20 protein-coding genes and 1 tRNA gene are annotated in these 22,257 nt (G+C 47.1%); 11 read left to right on the top strand and 10 right to left on the bottom strand.

Annotation, left to right across the window (positions count from 1 at the left end):
• Positions 1-50: 50 nt before the first annotated feature.
• Together hisA and LAY41_RS02870 are read right to left on the bottom strand one after the other, a co-directional pair.
• Positions 51-824, bottom strand: coding sequence for a 1-(5-phosphoribosyl)-5-[(5-phosphoribosylamino)methylideneamino]imidazole-4-carboxamide isomerase (gene hisA, locus LAY41_RS02875; protein WP_249093840.1), 774 nt, complete (start codon positions 822-824; stop codon positions 51-53).
• Between the two features lie 280 nt (positions 825-1,104).
• Entirely contained in the window at positions 1,105-2,766 is a 1,662-nt protein-coding gene (locus LAY41_RS02870; protein ID WP_249093838.1) for a transglutaminase-like domain-containing protein, read from the bottom strand.
• A 188-nt stretch (positions 2,767-2,954) separates the two neighbouring features.
• Between LAY41_RS02870 and LAY41_RS02865 the strand changes: the two genes are divergently transcribed.
• From LAY41_RS02865 to LAY41_RS02830, 8 genes are all read left to right on the top strand, one after another.
• Complete coding sequence (locus tag LAY41_RS02865) at positions 2,955-3,140, top strand: hypothetical protein (protein WP_249093836.1); 186 nt, start codon at positions 2,955-2,957, stop codon at positions 3,138-3,140.
• Between the two features lie 74 nt (positions 3,141-3,214).
• Positions 3,215-3,967 (top strand): DUF928 domain-containing protein, encoded by a 753-nt coding sequence (locus tag LAY41_RS02860; protein ID WP_249093833.1) that lies wholly within the window; start codon positions 3,215-3,217, stop codon positions 3,965-3,967.
• A 46-nt stretch (positions 3,968-4,013) separates the two neighbouring features.
• Positions 4,014-4,775, top strand: a complete 762-nt coding sequence (locus LAY41_RS02855; protein WP_249093831.1) for a DUF928 domain-containing protein — start codon at positions 4,014-4,016, stop codon at positions 4,773-4,775.
• Between the two features lie 124 nt (positions 4,776-4,899).
• Positions 4,900-5,634 carry a 2-phosphosulfolactate phosphatase family protein gene (locus LAY41_RS02850; protein WP_249093828.1) on the top strand — a complete coding sequence of 245 codons (735 nt, stop codon included), beginning with the start codon at positions 4,900-4,902 and terminating at the stop codon, positions 5,632-5,634.
• A gap of 76 nt (positions 5,635-5,710) precedes the next feature.
• Positions 5,711-6,232, top strand: coding sequence for a photosystem I assembly protein Ycf3 (locus LAY41_RS02845; protein WP_249093826.1), 522 nt, complete (start codon positions 5,711-5,713; stop codon positions 6,230-6,232).
• Positions 6,233-6,400: 168 nt separating this feature from the next.
• The gene (gene gatC, locus LAY41_RS02840; RefSeq protein WP_249093825.1) at positions 6,401-6,694 is read left to right on the top strand and encodes an Asp-tRNA(Asn)/Glu-tRNA(Gln) amidotransferase subunit GatC; all 294 of its coding nucleotides are present in this window, start codon (positions 6,401-6,403) and stop codon (positions 6,692-6,694) included.
• A gap of 174 nt (positions 6,695-6,868) precedes the next feature.
• Positions 6,869-7,093 carry an AbrB/MazE/SpoVT family DNA-binding domain-containing protein gene (locus LAY41_RS02835; protein WP_249093822.1) on the top strand — a complete coding sequence of 75 codons (225 nt, stop codon included), beginning with the start codon at positions 6,869-6,871 and terminating at the stop codon, positions 7,091-7,093.
• Positions 7,090-7,482, top strand: a complete 393-nt coding sequence (locus LAY41_RS02830; protein WP_249093820.1) for a type II toxin-antitoxin system death-on-curing family toxin — start codon at positions 7,090-7,092, stop codon at positions 7,480-7,482. The genes LAY41_RS02835 and LAY41_RS02830 overlap by 4 nt, the downstream gene beginning before the upstream one ends.
• 136 nt (positions 7,483-7,618) lie before the next feature.
• Here the strand turns inward: LAY41_RS02830 and aroA are convergent, their stop codons facing one another.
• A complete protein-coding gene (aroA, locus tag LAY41_RS02825) occupies positions 7,619-8,971 on the bottom strand; it encodes a 3-phosphoshikimate 1-carboxyvinyltransferase (RefSeq protein ID WP_249093817.1) in 1,353 nt (450 codons plus the stop codon).
• 185 nt (positions 8,972-9,156) lie between these two features.
• Between aroA and LAY41_RS02820 the strand changes: the two genes are divergently transcribed.
• Positions 9,157-9,645: a hypothetical protein gene (locus LAY41_RS02820; protein WP_249093815.1), complete on the top strand. Its 489-nt coding sequence runs from the start codon at positions 9,157-9,159 to the stop codon at positions 9,643-9,645.
• A 704-nt stretch (positions 9,646-10,349) separates the two neighbouring features.
• Here the strand turns inward: LAY41_RS02820 and LAY41_RS02815 are convergent.
• The 5 genes from LAY41_RS02815 to LAY41_RS02795 form a co-directional block, all read right to left on the bottom strand.
• Complete coding sequence (locus LAY41_RS02815) at positions 10,350-10,757, bottom strand: hypothetical protein (protein WP_249093813.1); 408 nt, start codon at positions 10,755-10,757, stop codon at positions 10,350-10,352.
• Between the two features lie 532 nt (positions 10,758-11,289).
• Positions 11,290-12,423: a DNA replication/repair protein RecF gene (gene recF, locus LAY41_RS02810; protein ID WP_249093811.1), complete on the bottom strand. Its 1,134-nt coding sequence runs from the start codon at positions 12,421-12,423 to the stop codon at positions 11,290-11,292.
• A 453-nt stretch (positions 12,424-12,876) separates the two neighbouring features.
• Positions 12,877-15,639, bottom strand: coding sequence for a cation-translocating P-type ATPase (locus LAY41_RS02805; RefSeq protein WP_249094054.1), 2,763 nt, complete (start codon positions 15,637-15,639; stop codon positions 12,877-12,879).
• 582 nt (positions 15,640-16,221) lie between these two features.
• Positions 16,222-17,853, bottom strand: coding sequence for an IS200/IS605 family accessory protein TnpB-related protein (locus LAY41_RS02800; RefSeq protein ID WP_249093809.1), 1,632 nt, complete (start codon positions 17,851-17,853; stop codon positions 16,222-16,224).
• A 105-nt stretch (positions 17,854-17,958) separates the two neighbouring features.
• The gene (locus LAY41_RS02795) at positions 17,959-18,882 is read right to left on the bottom strand and encodes a lipid kinase (RefSeq protein WP_249093808.1); all 924 of its coding nucleotides are present in this window, start codon (positions 18,880-18,882) and stop codon (positions 17,959-17,961) included.
• A gap of 213 nt (positions 18,883-19,095) precedes the next feature.
• Here LAY41_RS02795 and radC point away from each other — a divergent pair, with 213 nt between their 5' ends.
• Complete coding sequence (gene radC / locus LAY41_RS02790; protein ID WP_249093806.1) at positions 19,096-19,827, top strand: RadC family protein; 732 nt, start codon at positions 19,096-19,098, stop codon at positions 19,825-19,827.
• 55 nt (positions 19,828-19,882) lie between these two features.
• Positions 19,883-19,954, top strand: a tRNA-Val gene (locus LAY41_RS02785).
• Positions 19,955-20,123: 169 nt separating this feature from the next.
• On the opposite strand, the gene LAY41_RS02780 is transcribed toward LAY41_RS02785, so the two are convergent.
• Complete coding sequence (locus LAY41_RS02780) at positions 20,124-21,173, bottom strand: CHAD domain-containing protein (RefSeq protein ID WP_249093804.1); 1,050 nt, start codon at positions 21,171-21,173, stop codon at positions 20,124-20,126.
• An 89-nt stretch (positions 21,174-21,262) separates the two neighbouring features.
• The gene (locus LAY41_RS02775) at positions 21,263-21,997 is read right to left on the bottom strand and encodes a hypothetical protein (RefSeq protein ID WP_249093802.1); all 735 of its coding nucleotides are present in this window, start codon (positions 21,995-21,997) and stop codon (positions 21,263-21,265) included.
• Positions 21,998-22,257 lie beyond the last annotated feature (260 nt).

The raw sequence follows: 22,257 nt of genomic DNA, 5'->3' as shown, positions 1-22,257 counted from the left end.
CACTCATTCAAAAGTCAAAAGAAGGATTCTTTTCATGCCCCATGCCCCAATTAGGCAAATGCGGAGTCGCCAAAATCCGGCGGGATATCCTGCAAACGTCGGGAACCAACGGCTTGGATTGCTTCAGATAGAGAGACATCACCAGTATAGAGGGCTCGACCGACGATCGCACCGCTGACTCCCAAGGGTTCGAGGGCTAGCAAACTCAAAAGATCGGTGAGAGAACTGACACCGCCAGAAGCGATCGTAGGAATGGAAATCCTCGTTGCTAATTCCCTCAAAGCCTCTATATTTGGCCCTTCCAGTGTACCGTCGCGATGAATATCAGTGTAGATAATCGCCGCAGCGCCTAAAAGAGCCATTTGCTGAGCTAAATCCCCCGCCGCAACTTCAGACGTTTCCAACCAGCCGCGAGTTGCTACCTTTCCGTTGCGGGCGTCAATTCCCACCACAATCTGTCCCGGAAATTCCTGGCACAGTTCGGCCACCAACTGGGGATTTTCCACCGCCACAGTTCCCAGGATTACCCGCTGGACGCCCATATCCAACATCTGGGCAACTCTGGCCCGATCGCGCAAACCTCCTCCGACTTGTATCGGTACGGGTACAGCCCCCACAATTGCCTCAATAGCCGGTAAATTAATTGGTTCGCCTGTTTTAGCACCGTCCAAGTCTACTACGTGCAGCCGCATTGCCCCTTGGTCTACCCACTGTTTTGCCACTAAACTTGGGTTTTCGTCAAAGATTTGCGATCGCGAGTAGTCCCCCTGATACAGTCGCACGCATCGCCCTTCTAGTAAATCGATCGCTGGGATAACTTCCATTTGCCCTCGTCCCCTGTAAACACAATCCCAAAAATAACCCAGTTTATACTCTATCGCTCTCTTATCTGCGTTAATCTGCGTTCCAGAGTCTTCATCTGCGGTAAAAATTTAACCCTTGATGACAACAAACAATTTTCCGTATTAGTCTTACACGAACGATGCAACCGGACAGGATATAAAATCTAAAATTACCTAATGAGGTTTCTGGGAAAAAGGAAAGATTTTAGATTTCAGATTTGAAATTAAATCTAAAATCTAAAATCTAAAATCTAAAATTCCCCTATTCCCCAGCCCCCAGTTCCTGCAATATAGTAAAGCGGATGTGATTAATAGCTAAATCGCCAATGGAAACATCATCCTTATTCATTGGAGAAGCATCGGTGTTAAGCTTTTCAAACGTAATCCCTTTACCGATTTCAATGTGATACCAAGCTAATCCCATGAAGAACCGCGATGGGTAAGGCCCGCGATCGATCACATCATCGGGATTGGATTCCATCGGCAACCAGCCGAATCCCGGCACATAGAACTCCAACCAGACATGATTATAATCTGGGTACAGGGGTACTCCGGGCAGATCGGCCTGCTGAGGACACTTGTAGCGCCCAATAGTGCGGCAGGCAATCCCATTTAAGCGGAAGAGGGCAAGTAATAAACCCACATATTCGCCGCAGGAACCTGTACCTCGCTGTAGGGCTACATCTGGCGAGTCAATATGAGGTTTGATGGCGTAGGAGAGTTTGTCATAGACATAGTTGCGAATTTTATAAGCTTTCCGCAACAGATTTGTTTCAGTGCCGATCGCTTCAGAGGCAGCACTGCGGATAATATCGGTATCCATTGCCAACTCGTCATCGTCCACCAGATAGCGCTGCTTCCATTCTGGCGAAAGGTCGGGAATGTTTTCGATGTCTCGCGCACTCAGACGATACTTTATACTGTAAACTTCTAAAAGTGCCCTCCAGCCAAACAAATGCCGTTCGTCGGGTTTGAGCTTGTCAAACTTAAACACCGCCACCCGCTGTCCGTCTACAATCTCTTCTGTGAAAGGACGACCGACGGCTGTGATTTGACGAACTTTTTGTCGATCGGTTTCAGATGGTAGAGCAATGCGCCATTCGATCTTTTCTAGGTACACCGCCTCCAAAGGTAAAAGTTCCTCGACGTAGGACATTTCGATCAGAAAGCCATTGGATAGGGCATAGCGTCCTTCCTTGTTGTAGTTGAAATGGAGGGGGTGAATGAAAGTGCGATCGCGATATTCCAACTGGTGTGCTGGCTCGGCATTTGGGTCATCCCTAATATATGGCTCCTCTCCGGCATAGGCGACATACAGGATCTCCTCACCAGTTTGGGGGTCTGTGTAGAAAGCCAACCCAGTGGGATTTTCAAAAGGCGTCAGGATGCTAAATTGAATTTCACCAGTAGCCCGCTCCAGACAATATACCGTTTGTTCCATATTGTCCGAAACCCAGATTTCCTCCCCTCGCACCGTCAGATGCTCAACCCCAATCCCAGGCGTATAGAATTGAGTAATTAGGTTACCAGTCGTGCGGTTATAAATGAGTACATAGCCTGCTTTCTGACAAGAGACGTAAACCGTGGATTCCCAAACCGTCACCCCATCAGCAGGGTAAGGCAACGTCACAAAATGTTGCGGCGTCAGATCCGTCCAACTGCAAAAGTAAACGTTTTCGTCTTTTGTAAACCAAAGCGTGTCTTCCCAGAGGGCTAAACCTATGGCACCCTCAAATTGCGCTACGCGATCGGGGTTTAAGATAGAGGTATTATCGCTGTAATGGTCGATCTCCAGCAGATACCCCCTGGCCGAGTCTAAGGCAATCAGCCTCGATCCCGCAAAAGCAATGCCTTGCAGTGCATAAGCCCCTATGGGTCGTAGCACCGTTGTCTGCAAATTCGGTCTTGGTTGAGGAGCAAGCATTTTTGAAATCATAGCCAAATCAGGTGAAAATACATAGTAGTGCCAAAAAAAGAGCGCTCATAAGCTAGCTAGCGGTTATCTAATCAACCTAAACAGGTTTGTGGCTTTGCAACTGCAACAGCCGTAACATCACCTAAAATTAAGCCATTTTATATGCTTATGTATTTCCCCAAAAGGGAGGAAATGCCATGACATCGGACAACGCCCCTTATAAATATCATCACAGGTTGCTTAGTGCTGTGGCTAGCTTGAGCCATTCCCTCTCCCTTAATTACGCCGGTTTAGTCCCGATCGCAATCTCAATAGAAACCCACGCTGGGATTAAGTCGTCATTTACCAATAAACCTCTGCTCAGCGTTGCTGTTGTTTTATGACTGCCATAAAGTCGTTCTTAAAGTTCACCACTTTTCTTTTGGCCCTCCCGTTGGCTTTCGGAATAAGTATTCACTTGCCTGCAACCCTTCGGGCGCTGTCACAGCCGCCTACCAGCCAAGGGCTACCGAATAGTTGGGGAGCCTACGAACCCGATCCCAACATTGGAAAACCCGGACGGCGTGAAGGCGGGGGAACGCGCGGCCCTTGCGTCAAAAATTCTCCAAATTATCACCTTACCTCATTAGTTCCAGCCAATAGCTTTGGCACCACCCTTGCAGAGTATCCGACCTTCTTTGTCTATGTGCCTTCCATGCAGGAAGAAGAGAAGCCGCAGCTGGAGTTTGCTCTCAAGACTGAAAATGACAGAGTGATTTACAAAACCAATTTTACAATTGCTCGCAGTCCTGGAATTGTAAGCGTCAGCTTGCCTGCGTCTGCCAATCTACCACGCCTTGAGGAAAACAAGAATTATAAATGGTCATTTACCTTGATTTGCAATCCAGAAGACCCCTCAGATCGGTCTAGCAATAGCCAGGTAGAGGGGTCGATTCGGCGCGTCAGGCTTAGCCCCACCATCGTGCAGCAGTTAGAAGCAGTGACCCTACCTCGTGACAAGGTTGTCGCTTATTGGAACGCTGGCATTTGGTTCGACGCTCTAAGTACGCTAGCCGAACTCCGTCGCGCTACGCCATCCGACCCCACCTTAGAAAAAGACTGGAAAAATTTATTGCAGTCGGTGGGACTGGAAACAATTGCCTCTGAACCCCTGCTTCAACCTGTAGCTGCATCAGATCGAAAAAATCCAAACATCTCTCGTAACGAGTAAAAATAGTATTGATGGGCAAATCTATTGTTGGCGTTGCTGTTGTGTTATGAATCCGAGCAAGACCTTCTTAAAGTTGATTGGCTTTTCGATCGCCCTAGTGTTGGCTTTCACAATTGTGACTGACTTGCCTACAAGAGTTCGGGCACAGCCACAACCGCCCAGCAGCCAAACGCTACCCAGCCGTTGGGGAGCCTACGAACCGGATTCGAGTATCGGAAAACCCGGTCGGCGCGAAGGGGGAGGAACTCGCGGGCCTGCTTTGACTGCCTTGGTACCTCCCAACAGTAGGGGGGCCACTCTCTCTGCTTATCCGACTTTCTTTTTTTATGTGAGTAAAGAGGAAGACAAAGACCGCAAAATGACGTTTACTCTCTCAGATGAGAGCAGTCAGAAGGAAATTTACAAAACTATTTTCACGAGTACTGGGCCTGCTGGGATTGTCAGTATCAGCCTACCAGTGTATCCCAATTTGCGACCCCTAGAAACTGGTCGAAGTTATCGCTGGACTTGTGACCTGAGTTTTGTTGGCTCAGATGGTGAGAAAGCACTTAGCCTGTATGGATGGATATGGCGCATTAATCCCACAGCGGAATTGCAGACAGATTTAGAACAGGCAGCTTCCCTGCGCGATCGCCTAGCCGCTTATGATAAAAACAACGTTTGGTACGACACCCTCGCTACGCTTGCCGAACTCCGTCGCGCCAATCCCAACGACGCGGAGCTAACAGCTAAATGGACGGCTCTGCTGGAGTCTGTGGGACTTGGCCAAAACAAAATTCCCACACAGTCTTTGGCGCAAGGATTATGAGTAATTTGGTGCTTTAGGGAAATGAAAGTTGGCTTGAGCTAGATCCCACTTTTGCTGTTGACTAATTGGTGAGGACAACAAATAATTTGATCCTTGATGGTTTTAATCTATTGGCAGCTGACTTGTGAAATTATTTGTTTACCACACTCCTGAACTTACTCCTGGCGATCGCGTTCCCAACTGCGCGATCGCAATTGATGTTCTCAGAGCTACAACCACAATGGCTACAGCTTTGGCGGCTGGAGCGGAGGCGGTTCAAGTCTTTAGCGATATAGAAAAACTAATGGGCGAGAGCGAAAATTGGCCCGCCGAAAAGCGCATCCGCGCCGGGGAACGCGGCGGGGCGAAAGTAGCTGGCTGCGATATGGGTAATTCTCCCCTTGATTGCACCCCAGAGCGCGTGGAAGGACGCCGTTTGTTCATCAGCACCACAAACGGCACCCGCGCTTTGCAGCGAGTCCAGGATGCCGAGACGGTTCTGGCAGCCGCATTTGTGAATCGCAAAGCTGTCGTAGAGTATGTCCAAGCTCTGCAACCAGAAACAGTCTGGATTGTCGGTAGCGGTTGGGAAGGCAGTTTTTCCTTGGAGGATACTGCTTGTGCTGGTGCTGTAGCACACAGCCTCCTGACAGCACAGAATGGGAATATAGACGATATTGCTGGCAACGATGAGGCTCTAGGTGCGATCGCCCTTTACCTCCAATGGCAAGATCGATTGCTAGAACTGATGCACCATGCCAGTCACGGCAAACGCCTACTTCGCTTGAACTGCCACGAAGATTTAAAATATTGCGTACAAACCGATCTGTTGGACGTTCTGCCTATTCAGCGCGAACCTGGTGTTTTGGTTAAGGGGTAACTGGAAAAGTCACTCATTCAAAAGTCACAAGTCACTCATTCAAAAATCAAAAGAAAATAGGTTAAACAGAGGCTATATGCCAAGAACGCAACGCAATGACAACTTCATCGACAAAAGTTTTACCGTCATGGCAGACATAATTCTGAAAATTCTGCCTGCCAACAAGAAAGCAAAAGAAGCTTTCGTCTACTACCGCGACGGTATGTCTGCTCAGGCGGATGGAGAATACGCCGAAGCCCTGGACAACTATTATGAAGCACTAAAGCTAGAAGAAGACCCTTACGATCGCAGCTATGTCCTCTACAATATTGGGCTGATCCATGCCAGCAACGGCGAACACGATCGGGCTTTGGAGTACTATTATCAAGCGATCGAACTCAACCCCCGCCATCCCTCAGCATTCAACAATATTGCTGTAATTTATCACTACCTGGGAGAAAAGGCTAAGGAAGCTGATAAGTCTGAAGAAGCCGAAGCTTTTTACGATAAAGCGGCTGAGTATTGGAAGCAAGCTATTCAGCAGGCTCCGAACAACTACATCGAAGCCCAAAACTGGCTGAAGACGACGGGCCGATCCCAGATGGATGTGTTCTTTTAGCTATTTAGTCATTAGTGATTAGTCATTAGTCATTAATTCCTTACAAATGACTGATGATTAATGACCAATCACCAATTATTAATTATAGCAACCTTCTCGGCAGTTAGGACGTTCTTAATTCCACCAAACCCTAGCCCCTAGCCCCTAGCCCCTAGCTATATCAATGCCATGATTGACCGCGAACAAGTCCACAAAGTCGCTAATCTTGCCCGCCTCGAACTGACGCCAGCCGAAGAGGAACAATTTACCACCCAAATGGGCAGCATTCTGGAGTATTTTGAACAGCTCAGCGAGCTAGATGTTAGTAACGTGCAGCCTACAACAAGAGCGATCCATGTTAGCAACATTACTCGACAAGACGAGCTGCGCCCCTATCCTGACAGGGAAGCTATTCTCAGCTGTGCGCCCGATCGAGATGACGATTTTTTCAAAGTGCCCCAAATCCTAAGTACTGACGAGTGACATTTTCCGTAGGGTGCGTTGCAACGCACCCTACTCTTAATATTATTATAATCAAATAATGACAGCAGAACAAATTTTAAAAGTTGGGCAATGATAGAAGCACAAGAAAGAAACCCGGTTTCTCCGAGAAACCGGGTTTCTGAAGAACAGAAGTAATCGTTTTGAGGTAACTTTATGTATGCGCTCGCAATTCAAAAAATCGGAGACTCTTTAGGCATAACTTTGCCAACCGAACTATTAGAAAAACTGAAAGTCGGTGAAGGAGATAGCATTTTTATCACCGAAACCGCCGAGGGAATTCAAATTACTACCCGCGATCCTGACTTTGAAAAAGCAATGGAAATTTACAAACAAGGCAGTGAAAAATATAAAAATGCTTTGCGGGAACTTGCCAAGTGAGCGAACCGATTTGGATATCCGAAAATATTGCTAAATCTATCCATGCAGATCAAATTACCCAGCATGGCGGAAGTCTGGGTATTAGAGAGGAAAATCTTCTTTCAGCTAGTTTAGCCAGACCTCGACATTTGTTTACATACAGCGAACCAACATTATTTGATTTAGCAGCAGCTTATGGATATGCTTTGGCAAAAAATCATCCTTTTATCGATGGGAATAAAAGAACAGCTTTTATGGTGATGTACACCTTTCTGGGGTTAAATGGATATTTCTTGGAAGTTCCAGAAATGGAAGTTGTGGCGATGATGCAGGAGTTAGCAACAGACAAAGAAAACCAAGATTCTCTTGCCAAGTGGTTAGAAAACAATTCAATTCAATTGACTGCATAATAGAAAGCGCCTTATTTTTGGGCCTAGCCCCTAGCCCCTAGCCCCTAGCCCCTAGCCCCTAGCTATAAGTGCTGAGGAAACCCCACCCCCTAACCCCCTCCCCGTCTACGGGGAGGGGGGAAAACCTCAGATCGACCTACGCTTGACCGCAGATTTGTTGCAGGGTGGTGGTAAAATTTGGATAAGAGATGCTAGCTGCTTCGGCACCGTTAATAGTAGTTGTACCAGAAGCGTTGAGAGATGCGATCGCTAAACTCATCGTTATCCGATGATCTGTATGACTATCCACATCCGTACCAGCTAAAGGCGTACCGCCCACAATTTCCATACCATCGGGTAATTCCGTCACTTTAGCACCCATCAGGTTGAGTTGGGACGCGATAACAGAAATGCGATCGCTCTCTTTCACCCGCAACTCCGCCGCATCCCGAATCACCGTCGTACCTTCCGCAAATACTGCCGCAACCGCTAAAATCGGAATCTCATCAATCAAACGCGGTATAATATCACCGGAAATTTGACAAGCCTTCAGTCCACTATGGCGTACTCGCAAATCTGCCACAGGTTCGCCAGCAACTTCCCGCTCATTTTCCAACTGAATATCCGCTCCCATCATACCAAGAGCTTCCAGAATTCCAGTACGGGTGGGATTGACGCCGACATTTTCGATTAATAACTCAGAATCTGGTACGATCGCACCTGCCACCAACCAGAAAGCCGCCGAACTGATATCCCCAGGTACAATAACAGATTGTCCTGAAAGTTTAGCAAGGCCAGTAACAGTAACGCTATTATTTTCCGGGTTTTGGCTGACTTGGGCCCCAAAAGCCTTCAGCATCCGTTCTGAGTGGTCGCGGGAAAGAGCAGGTTCAATAACTGTCGTTTGTCCTTCCGTCATTAAACCAGCCAGGAGGATGCAGGATTTAACTTGGGCTGAAGCAATGGGAGAATTGTAGGTAATCGGCTTTAGCTGCTGTCCCTGAATTGCTAGCGGTGCTAACGAATTGCCCTTGCGTCCCCAGATTGTAGCACCCATCTGCTGCAACGGTTGCACGACGCGGGACATCGGACGCGATCGCAGCGAACTATCCCCCGTCACCGCAAAAAATCGCCCTGGGTGAGAAGCCAAAATTCCCAGCATCAGCCGCAAGGTAGTACCGGAGTTACCCGCATTCAAAATATCATGGGGTTCTAGTAGTTGGCCCGATCCAATACCTTTAACCCGCACTAATTCAGTATTCAGCTCGGAAATTTCTGCCCCCAAAGCGCGGAAACATTCAGCCGTACTGCGGGGGTCTTCCCCTAAAAGAAGTCCCCGGATTTGGGTTTCTCCTTGAGCTAAAGCACCCAACATGAGAGCGCGGTGGGAAATGGACTTATCTCCCGGAACCCTTATACTGCCTTGCAAAGACAGCCCGGAGGCGGGTTTTTGAATGAGTAAAGACTGCTGACTTTCTGTAACCTTCAGCGTAACAACCGGAACTGACATTGGGATAGACTGGTGGAGGACTGCGAAGTTAGATCCTACCGTTTTCCCTGTCCTGCCGAATCATTTTTTTTATTTTATAGCAACCTTCTCGGCAGTTAGAACGTTCTTAATTCCACCAAACCCTTGATTCTAGTTTCTTCTTCCCTAGCCCCTAGCCCCTAGATATATTCCTCTCCACACCTTTTATGCTGACGCATCATCGCAAGCCCGTTTGTTTATCCCTAGTTTCCACAGATTTGCCAATTTGGTCTGTGGTGGAAACTGCTGCTACACTTTATCAAAAAGACCGCGATCGCTTCCATTTGCTATTGACCGAACCTGCAATCGAGGAACAAGAACCCGCCTTCCCCGTAGCGTCAGCCTCTGGATCGACGGCTGCATCACCTCGTCTTTTGTGGTTGGAAATCTCCCCCCAGCGCGTGATTATGACCATGCAAGGAAACGGCAAGTTGAGTTATCGTCACCTTTGGGAACGGGGTATTTACGGTCTTAGCCGTTATTGGCTGAACAATGAATTATCAAACGGAAACGGGCAGATCCGCCTGCGTAATTATACCATTAGTTTGACGCTAGAAGGACGACCTTTACCGGAGCATCTGCGGCTCGAATACGAACTGTGGTCAGAAAAAGTACAGTTGGGTCACTACATCTTAAGTTTAGAAATCCATCACTGACAAGTCACTCATTCAAAAGTCACTCATTCAAAAGTCACTCATTCAAAAATACTTTGAGTGTCAGGCATTTAACCACTTCTGAACTGGTGGGTTATTTCTGCCGCGCTGCACTAGGGAAAGGGAAAGGGAGGAAGAGGGGTAAAGAAAAATTGGTCTCTCCAATTCTTCAATTCTTTAATATCCGTTCACATACTCAAACTAAGAGTAATACCGAAAAATCCCATTCTACTTGCATACCTCAAGATACAGCGGGTTTCATTTGCATGAAGTATACTCCGCACGGGCAGAAACTGTTCTTTTTGATTTGTAGGGGCGAAGCATTCCGGCAAATATCTTTGGGTTCAACCAACAAATTAATACGGTCATGCGGAGCCCCTACTACTGGGTTAAAAAAGCTCGCTCTATGACCGTGAACAGTATAGCCCAGAAACCCGGTTTCTTCAAGAAACCGGGTTTCTGTGTACCTCACTCACCTGAAAAAGGCTATAAATCTACATCTGTGTTCATCTGCGTTTATCTGTTTTCATCTGTGGTAAAAAATACCCAATTCACCACTTTTCGGTATTGCTCTTCGATCTCCTAACATATCTGACTATGGCTATATAAGAATATTTTTCAGCATCAACCTGAAAGAGCCCAAAATCTGCCCTTTTGACTAATGACTAATGACCAATGACCAATGACTAATGCCCTATAATTCCTACCTAACTCTCAAACAGAGCTAATGCCTTCTCAAAGTTAGGTTCACCCGATCGTGTTTGCAAAATTGAACGTACCAATTCCACAAAAGCAAAGTCAACTTTGCTATCAATTTTAATAAGTTTACTAGAGGGATAGTAGTTAACATCGTCCGGATCTAATTCACCCGTTGTTCCAGTATACAAAACCAGTTTATCTTTATCCCACAAAAGTACTTTGCCACGTAAAGTAAACTGAAACCAAACAATTTGATTATTTTGGATGCCAAAAAACATATCAAAATAAGACTCATCGCCTTGATACCAAATTCGTTTGATGCTACTATCCTTTCCCGATTTCAGTAGCGTCTGATCGATTTGCCGTAAGGAAAATCCCAGAGCTTTAATCTCATTCAAATCCATAGCAGCATCCATTTCGTCTATCTACCCTTATAACAAAGTGCTTCGGCTTTAGTGCTGAGTACAGCAAAGTGCTGAGTGCAACGGATGCCGTACAAACACAGTCGTTTCCTTGCGGGGAATAGCTCAATACTGTCCTAACATATCTGACTGTGGCCACTAAATGATACAAAGTTCAGGCGAATTTTTCAGGACTATAAAGACATTTTTGTTTAGTTTTACGGATAGAAGAATTTGTGTTCTTTTTCCCGGTTGTCTCTCCCCCACGGGTGCGGTGATAAGCTATTACGCATCTAAATGGAATACAAAGACGGGCTTTCCTGCCCATCCCACAAGAAACTCAGAAAAACTGACGGTCATTTTAGATGCGTAGCAGCTTAAGTAGTTGGTTGGCAGAAAAAGTCCCCCTTGTCCTCCTTGTCTCCCTTGTCTCCCCTATCACCAACTGTTTTTGACCGCACCCCTCCCCCTCTTCCCCTAGCCCCTAGCCCCTATCCCCTATTTTCTTTTTTCTTTTGAATGAGTGACTTTTGAATGAGTGACTTTCCTAGCCGCTAGCCCCTCTTTCTGAGATCTCTCCAGCCTGGACGCAAAGAATTTGAGAGGCGTTTAGCCACGATCGATCGAAATAGTTCAGATGAGTGGTCGTAATCAGAGTTTGAAATCGGTCTTGAATAGCGTCCAGCAGTTGATTTTGACGGTTGGGGTCAAGTTCGGCTAGGACATCATCAAGCAGCAGAAGCGGCGGTTCGCCAACAACTTCTTCGATTAATTTTAGCTCTGCTAGCTTTAGCGCTAAAACCAGAGTTCGCTGCTGACCTTGGGAACCGTATTGGCGAGCTGGTGTTTGGTCGATCGAAAACTCGATTTCGTCGCGGTGAGGGCCGACAAGTGTAGTACCGTGGTGAAGTTCTGCGACGCTACGCTGCTGAATTTTCTCGAAAAAAGCTTGCTGCACGGCTTCTGGGTTGTCTTGTTCTAAAGCAATGTTGGGAAGGTACTTGATTTCAAGTACCTCCTTATTGCCGCTAATTGCTTGATGCCAAGTTTGTGCTATAGGAGCCAAACGCTGTAAGGCTCTGGCTCGACGCCTGGTGACACGGGAACCGGCTGCTACCAATTGTGCATCCCAGAGAGCGAGTTGGGAGTCCTGAGTGCCGATATCTGAGTCCTGAGTCCTGAGTTTTAAGAGAGCGTTACGCTGCCGCAAAATCTTATTGTACTGGTGCAAAATGTGCGCGTAGAAAGGTTCGAGTTGGATTACGAGGGTATCCAGCCAACGGCGGCGGGACTCTGGGCCACCCCGCACCAGGTCTAGATCCAAGCTGGAGAACTGCACGGCATTTAGCGTACCTAAGAATTCCATCTGACGCTTGAGGGATTCGCCTCTAAGAGCAAGGGTACGGCGTCCGTTACAACGCAGTGTTAAAGCGAGGTCAATTATGCCTGTCTGTCGGTCTAGGGTAGCGACGATTTTACCTGCTTCGGCCCCTTCTTGAACTAAGTCGCGATCGCGCGTAACGCGATGGCTCTTTAGCGTCGAAAGCAACTCCACCGCTTCCAACAAATTGGATTTACCCTGAGCGTTATTACCCACCAAAATCGTTTTGGGGGCGCTAAACTCTACCCTCCGATCCAGGTAGTTGCGGAACTTAAAGAGGTGAAGGGTTTTTAGGTACATCTGAAAGTCAAAAGTCAAAAGTCAAAAGTCAAAAGTCAAAAGTCAAAAGTCGAAAGTCAAAAGTCAAAAGTCAAAAGTCAAAAGTCAAAAGTCGAAAGTCAAAAGAAAATAGGAATTGGGGACTGGGGAAATAAAAAGAAGGATTTCGATCGAGAATTGAACATCATTTCTTATACCAAATCCGGGTTGATTATCCCCTTTATTCTTTAGTCCGCGTAGGCGGACTTCGTTTGTGTAGCCCCACTATGAGAGGGTGAGGGTTAAAAAGGGGGTAGCTAACCCGGATTTGGTATTACTCACTAAGCTGTCGCACATCTAAGTTGCACTTTTTGGAGCCAGAACTCCTTTCTATGAGGCATTCGGCGCGGAAAACTAGATGCGCGTTCGCTTAGCCCCTCTCAACCCCCTTACCCCATTTTCTTTTGACTTTTGAATGAGTGACTTTTGACTTTTCTACCTTGCGCTTCGCCAGCGAATAAAGAGTTTTTCCATCTCGATCCAAACAAACATCAACATACTGAAGCCAAGGCAGATCAAGAGTTCCATCCAATCGAGTACCTGGGTGCCAAAGAAAGCTCGCAGGGGTGGAACGTAAATCAGCATTAGCTGCAATATTGTGGTGAAGATCACCGCTCCCCAAACGAAAAGATTTGTGCGGGGGTCTAACTCTATTGTCAGTTGGGTGTTGGAGCGAATTGCGATCGCGTGCCCCATCTGAGCGAGACAGAGGGTCGTGAACACCATTGTTTTCCAACGATTTGGATCGCCTGAGGCATGGGCATGGGTGTAAGCCCACTGCATCAGGAGAATGGTGAGAATAGCAAAAACAATCCCAATCCGGATCATATAAGACCCTAATCCTCGTGAAAAAATGCTTTCGCGGGGACTAAAAGGAGAACGCTTCATCACATTTGGTTCTGCTGGTTCCACAGCCAAAGCGAGGGCGGGAACGCCATCTGTTACCAGGTTCATCCAAAGAATTTGCAAGGGCGTGAGCGGGACACCTCCCAAACCCAGGATCGGAGCGGCAGCAATGGTCAGCACCTCCCCGATGTTGGAGCCGAGAATATATTTAATAAAACGACGGATATTCGTGTAGACGACTCGCCCTTCTTCTGTCGCGGCGACGATAGTGGCAAAGTTATCATCCAGCAGCACCATATCGCTGGCTTCTTTGCTGACATCTGTGCCGGTGATACCCATAGCGATACCGATATCAGCCTGCTTGAGGGCGGGGGCATCGTTAACGCCGTCTCCCGTCATAGCGACAAATTTGCCACGACTTTGCAGAGCTTGTACGATGCGTAGTTTGTGTTCTGGGGAGACACGGGCGTAGATGCTAACGAGGTCTACCTGCTCCTCCAGCTCTTTTTGGCTGAGTTTTTGCAATTCTTGACCTGTCAGGACGCGATCGCCTTCTGAGGCAATACCCAGGTCGTAGGCGATCGCTTTGGCGGTCAGCTGGTGGTCTCCGGTAATCATCACAGTCCGAATTCCCGCCTGCTTGCATTTGGCTACTGCCCCCCGCACTTCTGGGCGCGGTGCATCCAGCATTCCCACTAAGCCCAGCCAGATTAATTCCTGCTCGATAGTTTCATCTGGTTCTGCGGACGGTTGGGTGTCCAAGGGTTTGTAGGAAAAACCCAGTACGCGCAACCCTTTAGCTGCCATCTGGTTATTTTGGTCTAGAATCTGCCTGCGATCGTTATCTGTGAGTCCAACAGCGCTAGCGCCCGCCTGATATGAAGTGCAGCGTTCCAAAATCAGTTCTGGAGAACCCTTTGTATAGATCGAGAACAGAGATTGGGAAGACTCCCCAGTTCCCATTCCCTGACAAACCACGCTCATGCGCTTGCGTTCCGAGGAAAAAGGAATTTCGGCAACGCGAGGCATTTGTGGGCTTTGCGACTCTTTTGCGATCCCGCCTTTTCCTGCCAGAGTGAGCAATGCCCCCTCAGTTGGATCTCCCAAAATTATCCAGTTTCCGCCTTGAGAGCCGGGTGCATTTTGGGGCTGGCACTGTAACTCTGCATCATTGCATAACACGCAGGCAAGCAGTAGCGTTTGCAGTTCTGGATATCGATCTGATACTACGGATCGATCTTCCAGTTGAAACTGGCCTTCGGGAGTATAACCTTCGCCACTGACGCGAAATATTTGGTTACCAGTGGCTACCTGCTGCACCACCATTTTGTTTTGGGTGAGTGTGCCGGTTTTATCCGAGCAAATGGTTGTGACCGAACCTAAAGTTTCTACAGCTGGTAGTTTGCGAATTAGGGCATTACGGCGCACCATGCGCTGGGTTCCCAGTGCCAAGGTCACCGTAATTACAGCTGGCAAGCCTTCTGGAACTACAGCCACTGCCATACTCAGAGAAACTTTCACCAGTTCTATAAAATTGTTGAAATTCCAGCCGTTTTTGAGCAGACCGCCCAAAACTACTACAACCACCAGAATCAAAGAACCAGTGACTAAGACATTACCCAGCTGGCCCATCCGCTGTTGCAAGGGGGTTGGTTCGCTTTCCACCCCTTGCAGCATGGTGGCTATCTTGCCCAGTTCCGTAGCCATCCCCGTGCTGGTAACGATTACTTTGGCGCGTCCCTGGACGACTTCGGTGCCTTGAAACACCAAATTGATGCGATCGCCCAAGGATGTATCTTCAGGCAGATCCAAGTCGGCTTGCTTATTTACTGCTTGGGCTTCCCCAGTCAGCGCCGCCTCCCGGATTTGGAGATTCGATTCTTCAATCAGACGCCCATCTGCTGCCAGTTGCACCCCGGCTTCCAGGAGCATGATGTCCCCCGGTACAAGCTCCTTGGCGCTTACTTCCAGAGTTCTGCCGTCCCGAATTAGGCGCACCTTGGGGGAGGAAAGGCGCTTGAGGGCGGCAAGAGCTTTTTCAGCGCGGGTTTCCTGGAGGTAGCCCAAGACGCCGTTGAGGATCACAATTGCTAAGATTGCGATCGTATCTTTAAAAGGAACTTCACCAGGGGATAACCCCTCTGTTTGCAGTTTTACTACATCGACGATGCCAGAGATAATTGCCACGCCAATCAGCATCAACAACATAATGTTGCTGAACTGGTCTAGCAGGATCTGCCAAGCACTGCGACCGGCAATTTCTTGCAGTTCGTTGGTGCCATAGCGCTGCACACGCGCTGACACTTCCTGGGAGGTTAAGCCGATGTTGCGATCGCTATCTAGCCTAGTCAGTGTCTTCTCAACATCCAAGGAGTGCCAAGCTACTGCTAAATCTTGTGACTCTGGGGATCTGGGTGTTGCGCCTAACTCCCTTGAGAGTCTGCCATCTGATTTGAGCAAACCGAGTACCCAGAAAACTCCACCCAGCAATAAACAGACTATAGGTAATGATTTAATTACTTGCGCTGCAACTAGGTTAATTCCAATACCGCGTGCATCCGAAAGACTGGTACTCCCTGTAATCAAAACGCACTGCTGGCTTAACTCTCTGCAAACTATATATCCCGATGCGTAAGTCGCACTAATCCCTATCAAGGAGAACAGCACTGCGGCTATCAGTAAACCTGTCTTATTCACATCTACCTCTCTACTCTGTATCTCACGGGGGAAAAAGCGCCCAGTCGCTTTTTCCAAACAAACTATCCCCAAAGATAGCGGAAGCGGGGGTTGGATTGGGGCTTTTAGCTCTGCAACGACTCTGACACCTCCTGGGTAGTAAACTCAGAGTTGTGTTTTGGGACGCAATTCTGGGTTAAACCCAGATCCCTTTTGAGGAGTTGCAGCTTTCGATCGATTTCCTGAGTATGCCACCTTCTAAGAAAATAGACAAAGCAGGACATTGCCATCCTGTCTAACCTCACCCCTCGGTGACTGGTGAGGATTTTCTGACTCACCCGTTTCAATGGCTACCGACAAAGAAGGAGAATGTTCCGTCTTATCTACAAGAGACAAGGTGAGGATACCCTCAAAGGTTTTCACCCATTGAAAAAGTTGAGTACGTGGAATATGATGCTGTTTAATGAAACGAGCAACCCGATTCCACACACTCCAGTGATGCTTAGTCAAATCCTCTGGTCTGACTAAGCAATGTGGTGGTTTTTCGGTTAAGTTCATGGCTCTACGAGCTATTACCATTCCAGCTGATGTGCCGCTATTTAGCCCGTACTTAGCCATGAATTTAATCATTCCAATGATGCTGGTAAAGGCTGGATTAACTTTAATTAACTCAACGCCATGTCTTCTGCATCGCGATTCTAGGGAAGTTCTAAATATGCTGGTACTGAGGTTAGAAAGCATTTCATTGTAAAGCTTGCTTTCTTCACTCATTGCAGCTTTCTTTTTACTGAAGTCTAAGGATTCAATTGCAATAGCACAACCCAGAGACTCAGCTAACCTAACAACTTCGCAAACAATATCTCGCATCCGAGCTTGTCGCTGCCCAGATGTTAAGTCTTTCCATTGAAATGGTAGTTCTTGAAGATAGTTAATATTGCCATCTGGTTTTACGTAACTAATAGAAATATAGTATGAGTTAAAATCAATCCCTACGCAACCATTTCTCCGGTTATGAATAACAGGTATTGGTTGTACATAAGTCGTAAGGTGAATATACCAAGTATCTTCTTTGTGTTCCCGTCTAAATACTTGTGCGGTGATTGGTTTTTGAGTTTCTAGGGCATAGTTTAAATCGCCTCTACGATGACGTTGTTCTCTGTCATCAGCACTAAAACTTAAGTCTAAAAACTCTCCGTATTCATCCCTCATGCAGCGAGGTATGCGAATATTAAGACGGTAATTCCCCTCATCATCAACAGGAAATACCTTCATCATTGTGCCGCCACCTAACTGCGATTTACCAACACAGTAGAACCTACCCGAACGTTTCTTCCTCCAATCTTCTAGCCATTGCCCATGAGAAGCATAGCCATTCTCGTCTAAATGGTATTGAGCGTTAAAGAGTTTACGGTCACCAAAGCAAATATGTAGTCGCTTAGATGACTCTAATTGTTGTTGATGGTCTTTCCGAAGCGACGCTATTTTAAAGGTTTTAGACTTTAATCCTAATAACTGGTTCTTAAAACATTGTTTAGCTTCAAAGGTTGGAAATCCCTTTTTAAGTTGCTTCTCTAGTAATTTTTGAAGAGCTTTCGCTCGGTTTTCTTTCTTCTTGATGAGTTCTTCGATCCGAGCAATATTGCTTGCCCTGGCCGACTCTAATTGAGCGAGACATTGCTTAGCTTCAGTAGCTATAGAATCTGCCCAAGCCCAATCTACATCAAACTCTTTTTGAAGGCGTTTTTCTACTTCGTCTTCAGTTAATCCTGATTGAAACCAATTCAAGGCAGTTCTACGCCAAGATTCATACCTGAAACCCAGAATCTCAAGCGTAGGATGATATTCTATTTTTGCCTCAATCCCTACTTGATGCCCGTGTTTCTTTGCCATTCTTAGCACTGAATTTCTTTACTCAAGGTTAACATAGTCTGGGTAGTAATCATAAGGCTTTAATTTGATGAGCGGATGCTACCTTAAGAGCGCCAACCGCTGTTCTTATATCACTGCGTTGCCCAACGTCTCTTCAGCTAAACCTGGAATTTCTGATGTTTTGGGCACGATAACTGGCAAAGCTTGAGGTATAAGGCGGAATTTAGCCGGAGTGTATGTCGTTACCTCGCCATCGGTGTTGATGGGGCGGGGTTCGATCGTCGTTATTTCAAATTCCTGACCTTCAAGGGTACGAACACCAGGCCACTCGGCGTGCTGTCCTTGTTTGATTGCGGGTAGCCGTAGCAGTAGATCCCACCAGTGCTTAGTTTCCAGGCTATACAGATCTAGTCTTTGGTCGTTGATTTTAGCGTCATCCCGGACAATCATACCACCGCCGTAGTATAGACCGTTGCCGACGGCAATTTGCAATGTTTTGACTCGAATTGTACGATCGCTCTGACGGATCTCTGCCCAGAAGGGTCGCGCTTGCCAAACTACCTGTATGGCCGTTGCAGCATAAGCCAGCACACCCCACTGTTGCTTGACTTCTTTGTTTAGCTGCTGGGTGATTTTCACGCTCAGACCCAGACTGGCTACGTTAAAGAAGAGTTTGCCATTAACGCAACCTAAGTCGATGTGCTTTACTTGACCGTTGGCAATGATTTCGCAAGCTGCGGATAAATCTGTGGGAATTCCCAGAGTCCTCGCCAAGTCGTTAGCTGTTCCCAAAGGTAGGATACCCAAGGGAAGTTGTGTTTCGATGAGAGCTTCTGCTACAGCATTGAGGGTGCCATCGCCGCCACCGATGATTGCTAAATCGACGCGATCGCTATATTTACGAATCACAGAAGGTGCCAGCTTTGATTGTTCGGCTGATTTATCTAGAACATCAAAGCCTAATGCTTGCAATTGGCTAACCGCCTGGGAGAGGTTTTCTTTACCCCGCCGGGAATGACCGTTCACTAACAACAGCGCTCGCCGACTCATCTATCTTCGTCCTTCATCTCAATGCCCAATGCCCAATCTAAAGCTTATTATTTTTAACTTATTTGCAACAACCCTCTGTAGTTATATATTTGTGTTTCAGTAGGGTGCGGTCATAAGTAGTTGGTTGGCACAAAGTGTCCCCCTTGTCCCCCTTGTCCCCCCTATCACCAACTGTTTTTGACCACACCCGTTTCAGTATGGCCGGTGCTATCTATGACCTATTGCCTGAGAATTGCAGACATACCTACCAGCGAACGTCCCCGCGAAAGATTGATGACTCATGGCCCCAAGAGTCTTGCCACTGCGGAACTGATTGCAATTTTATTGGGTACTGGTCAGGGGCCTGGTAAACTGTCTGCGGTAGGCTTAGGACAATATATTTTGCAACAATTGAGCCAACACGGACGAGACCCCCTGGCGGTATTGAGGGATATTAGTGCTGCCGAGTTGATGGAGATCCCTGGAATTGGCCCAGCCAAGGCGACAACGATTTTAGCGGCGATCGAATTAGGGAAGAGAGCTTTTGCCACGCGACCGCTCGATCGGGCCACAATTGATAGTCCTGCTGCCGCCGCCGCTACACTCAGCAACGATTTAATGTGGCAAGCTCAGGAAAGATTCGCGGTTTTGTTACTGGATGTCAAGAATAGGTTGATGGGGACGCAGGTAATTACCATTGGTACAGCGACAGAGACATTGGCGCATCCGCGAGAGATTTTCCGAGAAGTAATCAGACAAGGAGCTACGCGGGTTATAGTAGCGCACAACCATCCATCTGGGAACGTCGAGCCAAGTCAGGAAGACATCAATTTAACGAAGCAGCTATTAACAGGGGCGCAGTTTTTGGCTATACCCCTACTCGATCACTTAATTTTGGGAAATGGCGACCATTTAAGTTTGCGAGAAACCACAACTTTATGGGATGAGTGTCCCCAGGGAGATTAATATTGTTTCCTGCTGGTTGTGGATTGGCGCTACCTGTGTTATATTAAAAATTCATGGGCGATTAGCACAGTGGTAGCGCACTTCCTTCACACGGAAGGGGTCACTGGTTCAAATCCAGTATCGCCCATATAAAAAATTAGATACAGCAAAGATTAAAGCGATTGATCGGAGATGACTATGCTCTGATATTTAATTTTTTGGGATGAATGTCTTGATTTTTGACTATACAACTGCTCTAAGCAGCAAGCTGCGCCAACGCCTGGAAGCGATGTAAAGAAAGCAAAAGTAATAAAAAATTAGCTTTTTTTTCTTTCTTTTATTTTTACTGTTCCATTACTAGATTCGCCCGTATTATCATATTGCTCATTGCCGTACATTTCTTTAGGTCGCAGAAGTTCTGAGCGGAAAGATTGTCTGATTTGAAGATTTAAATATCGGATTTGGAATGGTTGCCACTGCTGCCAAGCTTGATAACGACTTTCGGCTAACTTTTCAGACAGATTGGGAGGTAATTTATCGGCTTTTAAATCCAAAGCTTTGGCAAGAAAATCGGCTAAAACAACGCTATCTTGAATTTCTCCCAATATACCTTGAATTGTCTTTATGTCTTCCAAATAAGCGTTATAAGTCGCTCCATAAAAGTTAGTAAATAACTCCATTTGGTAGCGCACGCGCTTAGTTTGTTTGCGGAGGCTGTGCAGAACATCTTTATGCAGCGCTAATTCTTGTTCTACCGTTTCATGACTCATATTCGTGAGCGCCTGAATTTCTGCATTCTCAGCTTTGGTTCCCACCAACCAACCAGGGTGAAGCAACAACTGACTTACTTGAGGTAACAGTAAATCCGGTAGCACCGATTGAATAGGTAAATCAGCCTGCTGCTGATAAGAAGGTTGTTTCAGCCACTCTATAAAAGCCTGCTTTAGATCCTGATAGCGCGACTTTTCTAGAGTTGTTTTTACTTCGTTGAAAGCCTGTTGACGCTGTTGAGCCAGATGCTTCAAAGCAGTATCGACAACTTTCTGTTCGGACTTCGGCAAAGCAGGTTGGTAATGACTTATGAACGCTTCCTCAAGAACGTCTAAGTCTCGCAGCGTTCCCAGAATGCGAGCAATTTTGGCAATATGTTTGTCTTGAGCGTATTTTGGCAGATCTAAAGCGGGTGCGAAACCCGTTACGGCTGTCCGCAGGCGACGCATACCGACGCGCATTTGGTGCAAGGCTTCGGGATCTTTGTCTTTGAGAACATCGGCTTCGTGCTTGATTGTTTTGTGAAAGTGTTTCTCAATTGCTAAATGAGCAAAGTCGCCCAAAGTTTTTGCTCTTGTTGCGGTGTCTGCTGTCATAATTAGTTCTCCAAAAGCATAGTCGGTAGCAATAATTAGCCTGGGGTTGAAAGCTTCATATTCAGAAACTCTATGATACTATTTCTGAACTAATTGCTGGTCAATGACTTAAACCAAGAGGGCGTACTAAAATCGTGTGGGCTGGAAACCCATAAGTCATAGCGCGTCAAAGTTTCTCCTGTTTGCAAGTTTTTGATGAAAGGTCTGCCAGTCCAGATTTGGCAGCTACATAATTTTTTGGGCAGAGCGAGTTCAAAACCTCCCTCTATGGGTTGAATCTGGAAAAATTCGATGTGCCAGTGGGCTGGTTCAATGGCAACATATTCTTGGGGTTTTTCTGTACTTTTGTGTTTGTTGCGTGAGAGGTTGGGAGTGGGTTCGATCGCAGTCGGCAGAAAATCGATATCCAACAAGTCCGGTTTCATTCCGCAAGCTTCCACAAACGCCAGTACCTGCTGCCAATTATAAACCGGGGACGAATCCCCATCCCAGCGAGTATTCTCTCCAAAGCAGTGTCCGCCCAGCAGCCAAACGAGTTTGCCTAAGATCGCTTCAAGTCTGGGCCGATCGCTCTGCAAAACTTCCACATCTTCAGGCAATAGTATCCTATCGGGAACGCACCACCAGTATTCCCAAGACATGAGGGGATTGAGCGGAATCAGTCGTTTAATGATACCGGGAATGCGATCGCGCAATTGGATTTCCCAGATCTCCTTAGTAGATGCTTCTTCCGCATCGGGAAGCAGTTGAGTCAGGTTTTCAGCTAAAGGATGTTGCTGTGCAAGCATCATCTCGTTTGGGATAAAGCCGTCGAGGTTTAGCATAGGGGTAGGGTCAAGAAAAGTCAAAAGTCACTCATTCAAAAGTCAAAAGTCAAGAAGGGATTGGGGGCTAGGGGAAGTGGGAGAGTGGGGGAGTGGGGGAGTGGGGGAGTGGGAGAGTGGGGGAGTGGGGGAGTGGGGGAGTGGGATTTTGCAGATCTTCCCCCTCTTCTCTCTTCCCTCAACGCTCGCCCCTAGCCCCTAGCCCCTTCTTGACTTTTGACCAATTACAGCCAATTTGTCATGGAACCTTGGAAAAGTGT

Origin of the sequence: Argonema galeatum A003/A1, from assembly GCF_023333595.1 — a bacterium.
Lineage (GTDB): Bacteria > Cyanobacteriota > Cyanobacteriia > Cyanobacteriales > Aerosakkonemataceae > Argonema > Argonema galeatum.
The sequence above is the reverse complement of the archived record's forward strand: the minus strand, read 5'-3'. Positions and strand labels throughout refer to the sequence as shown.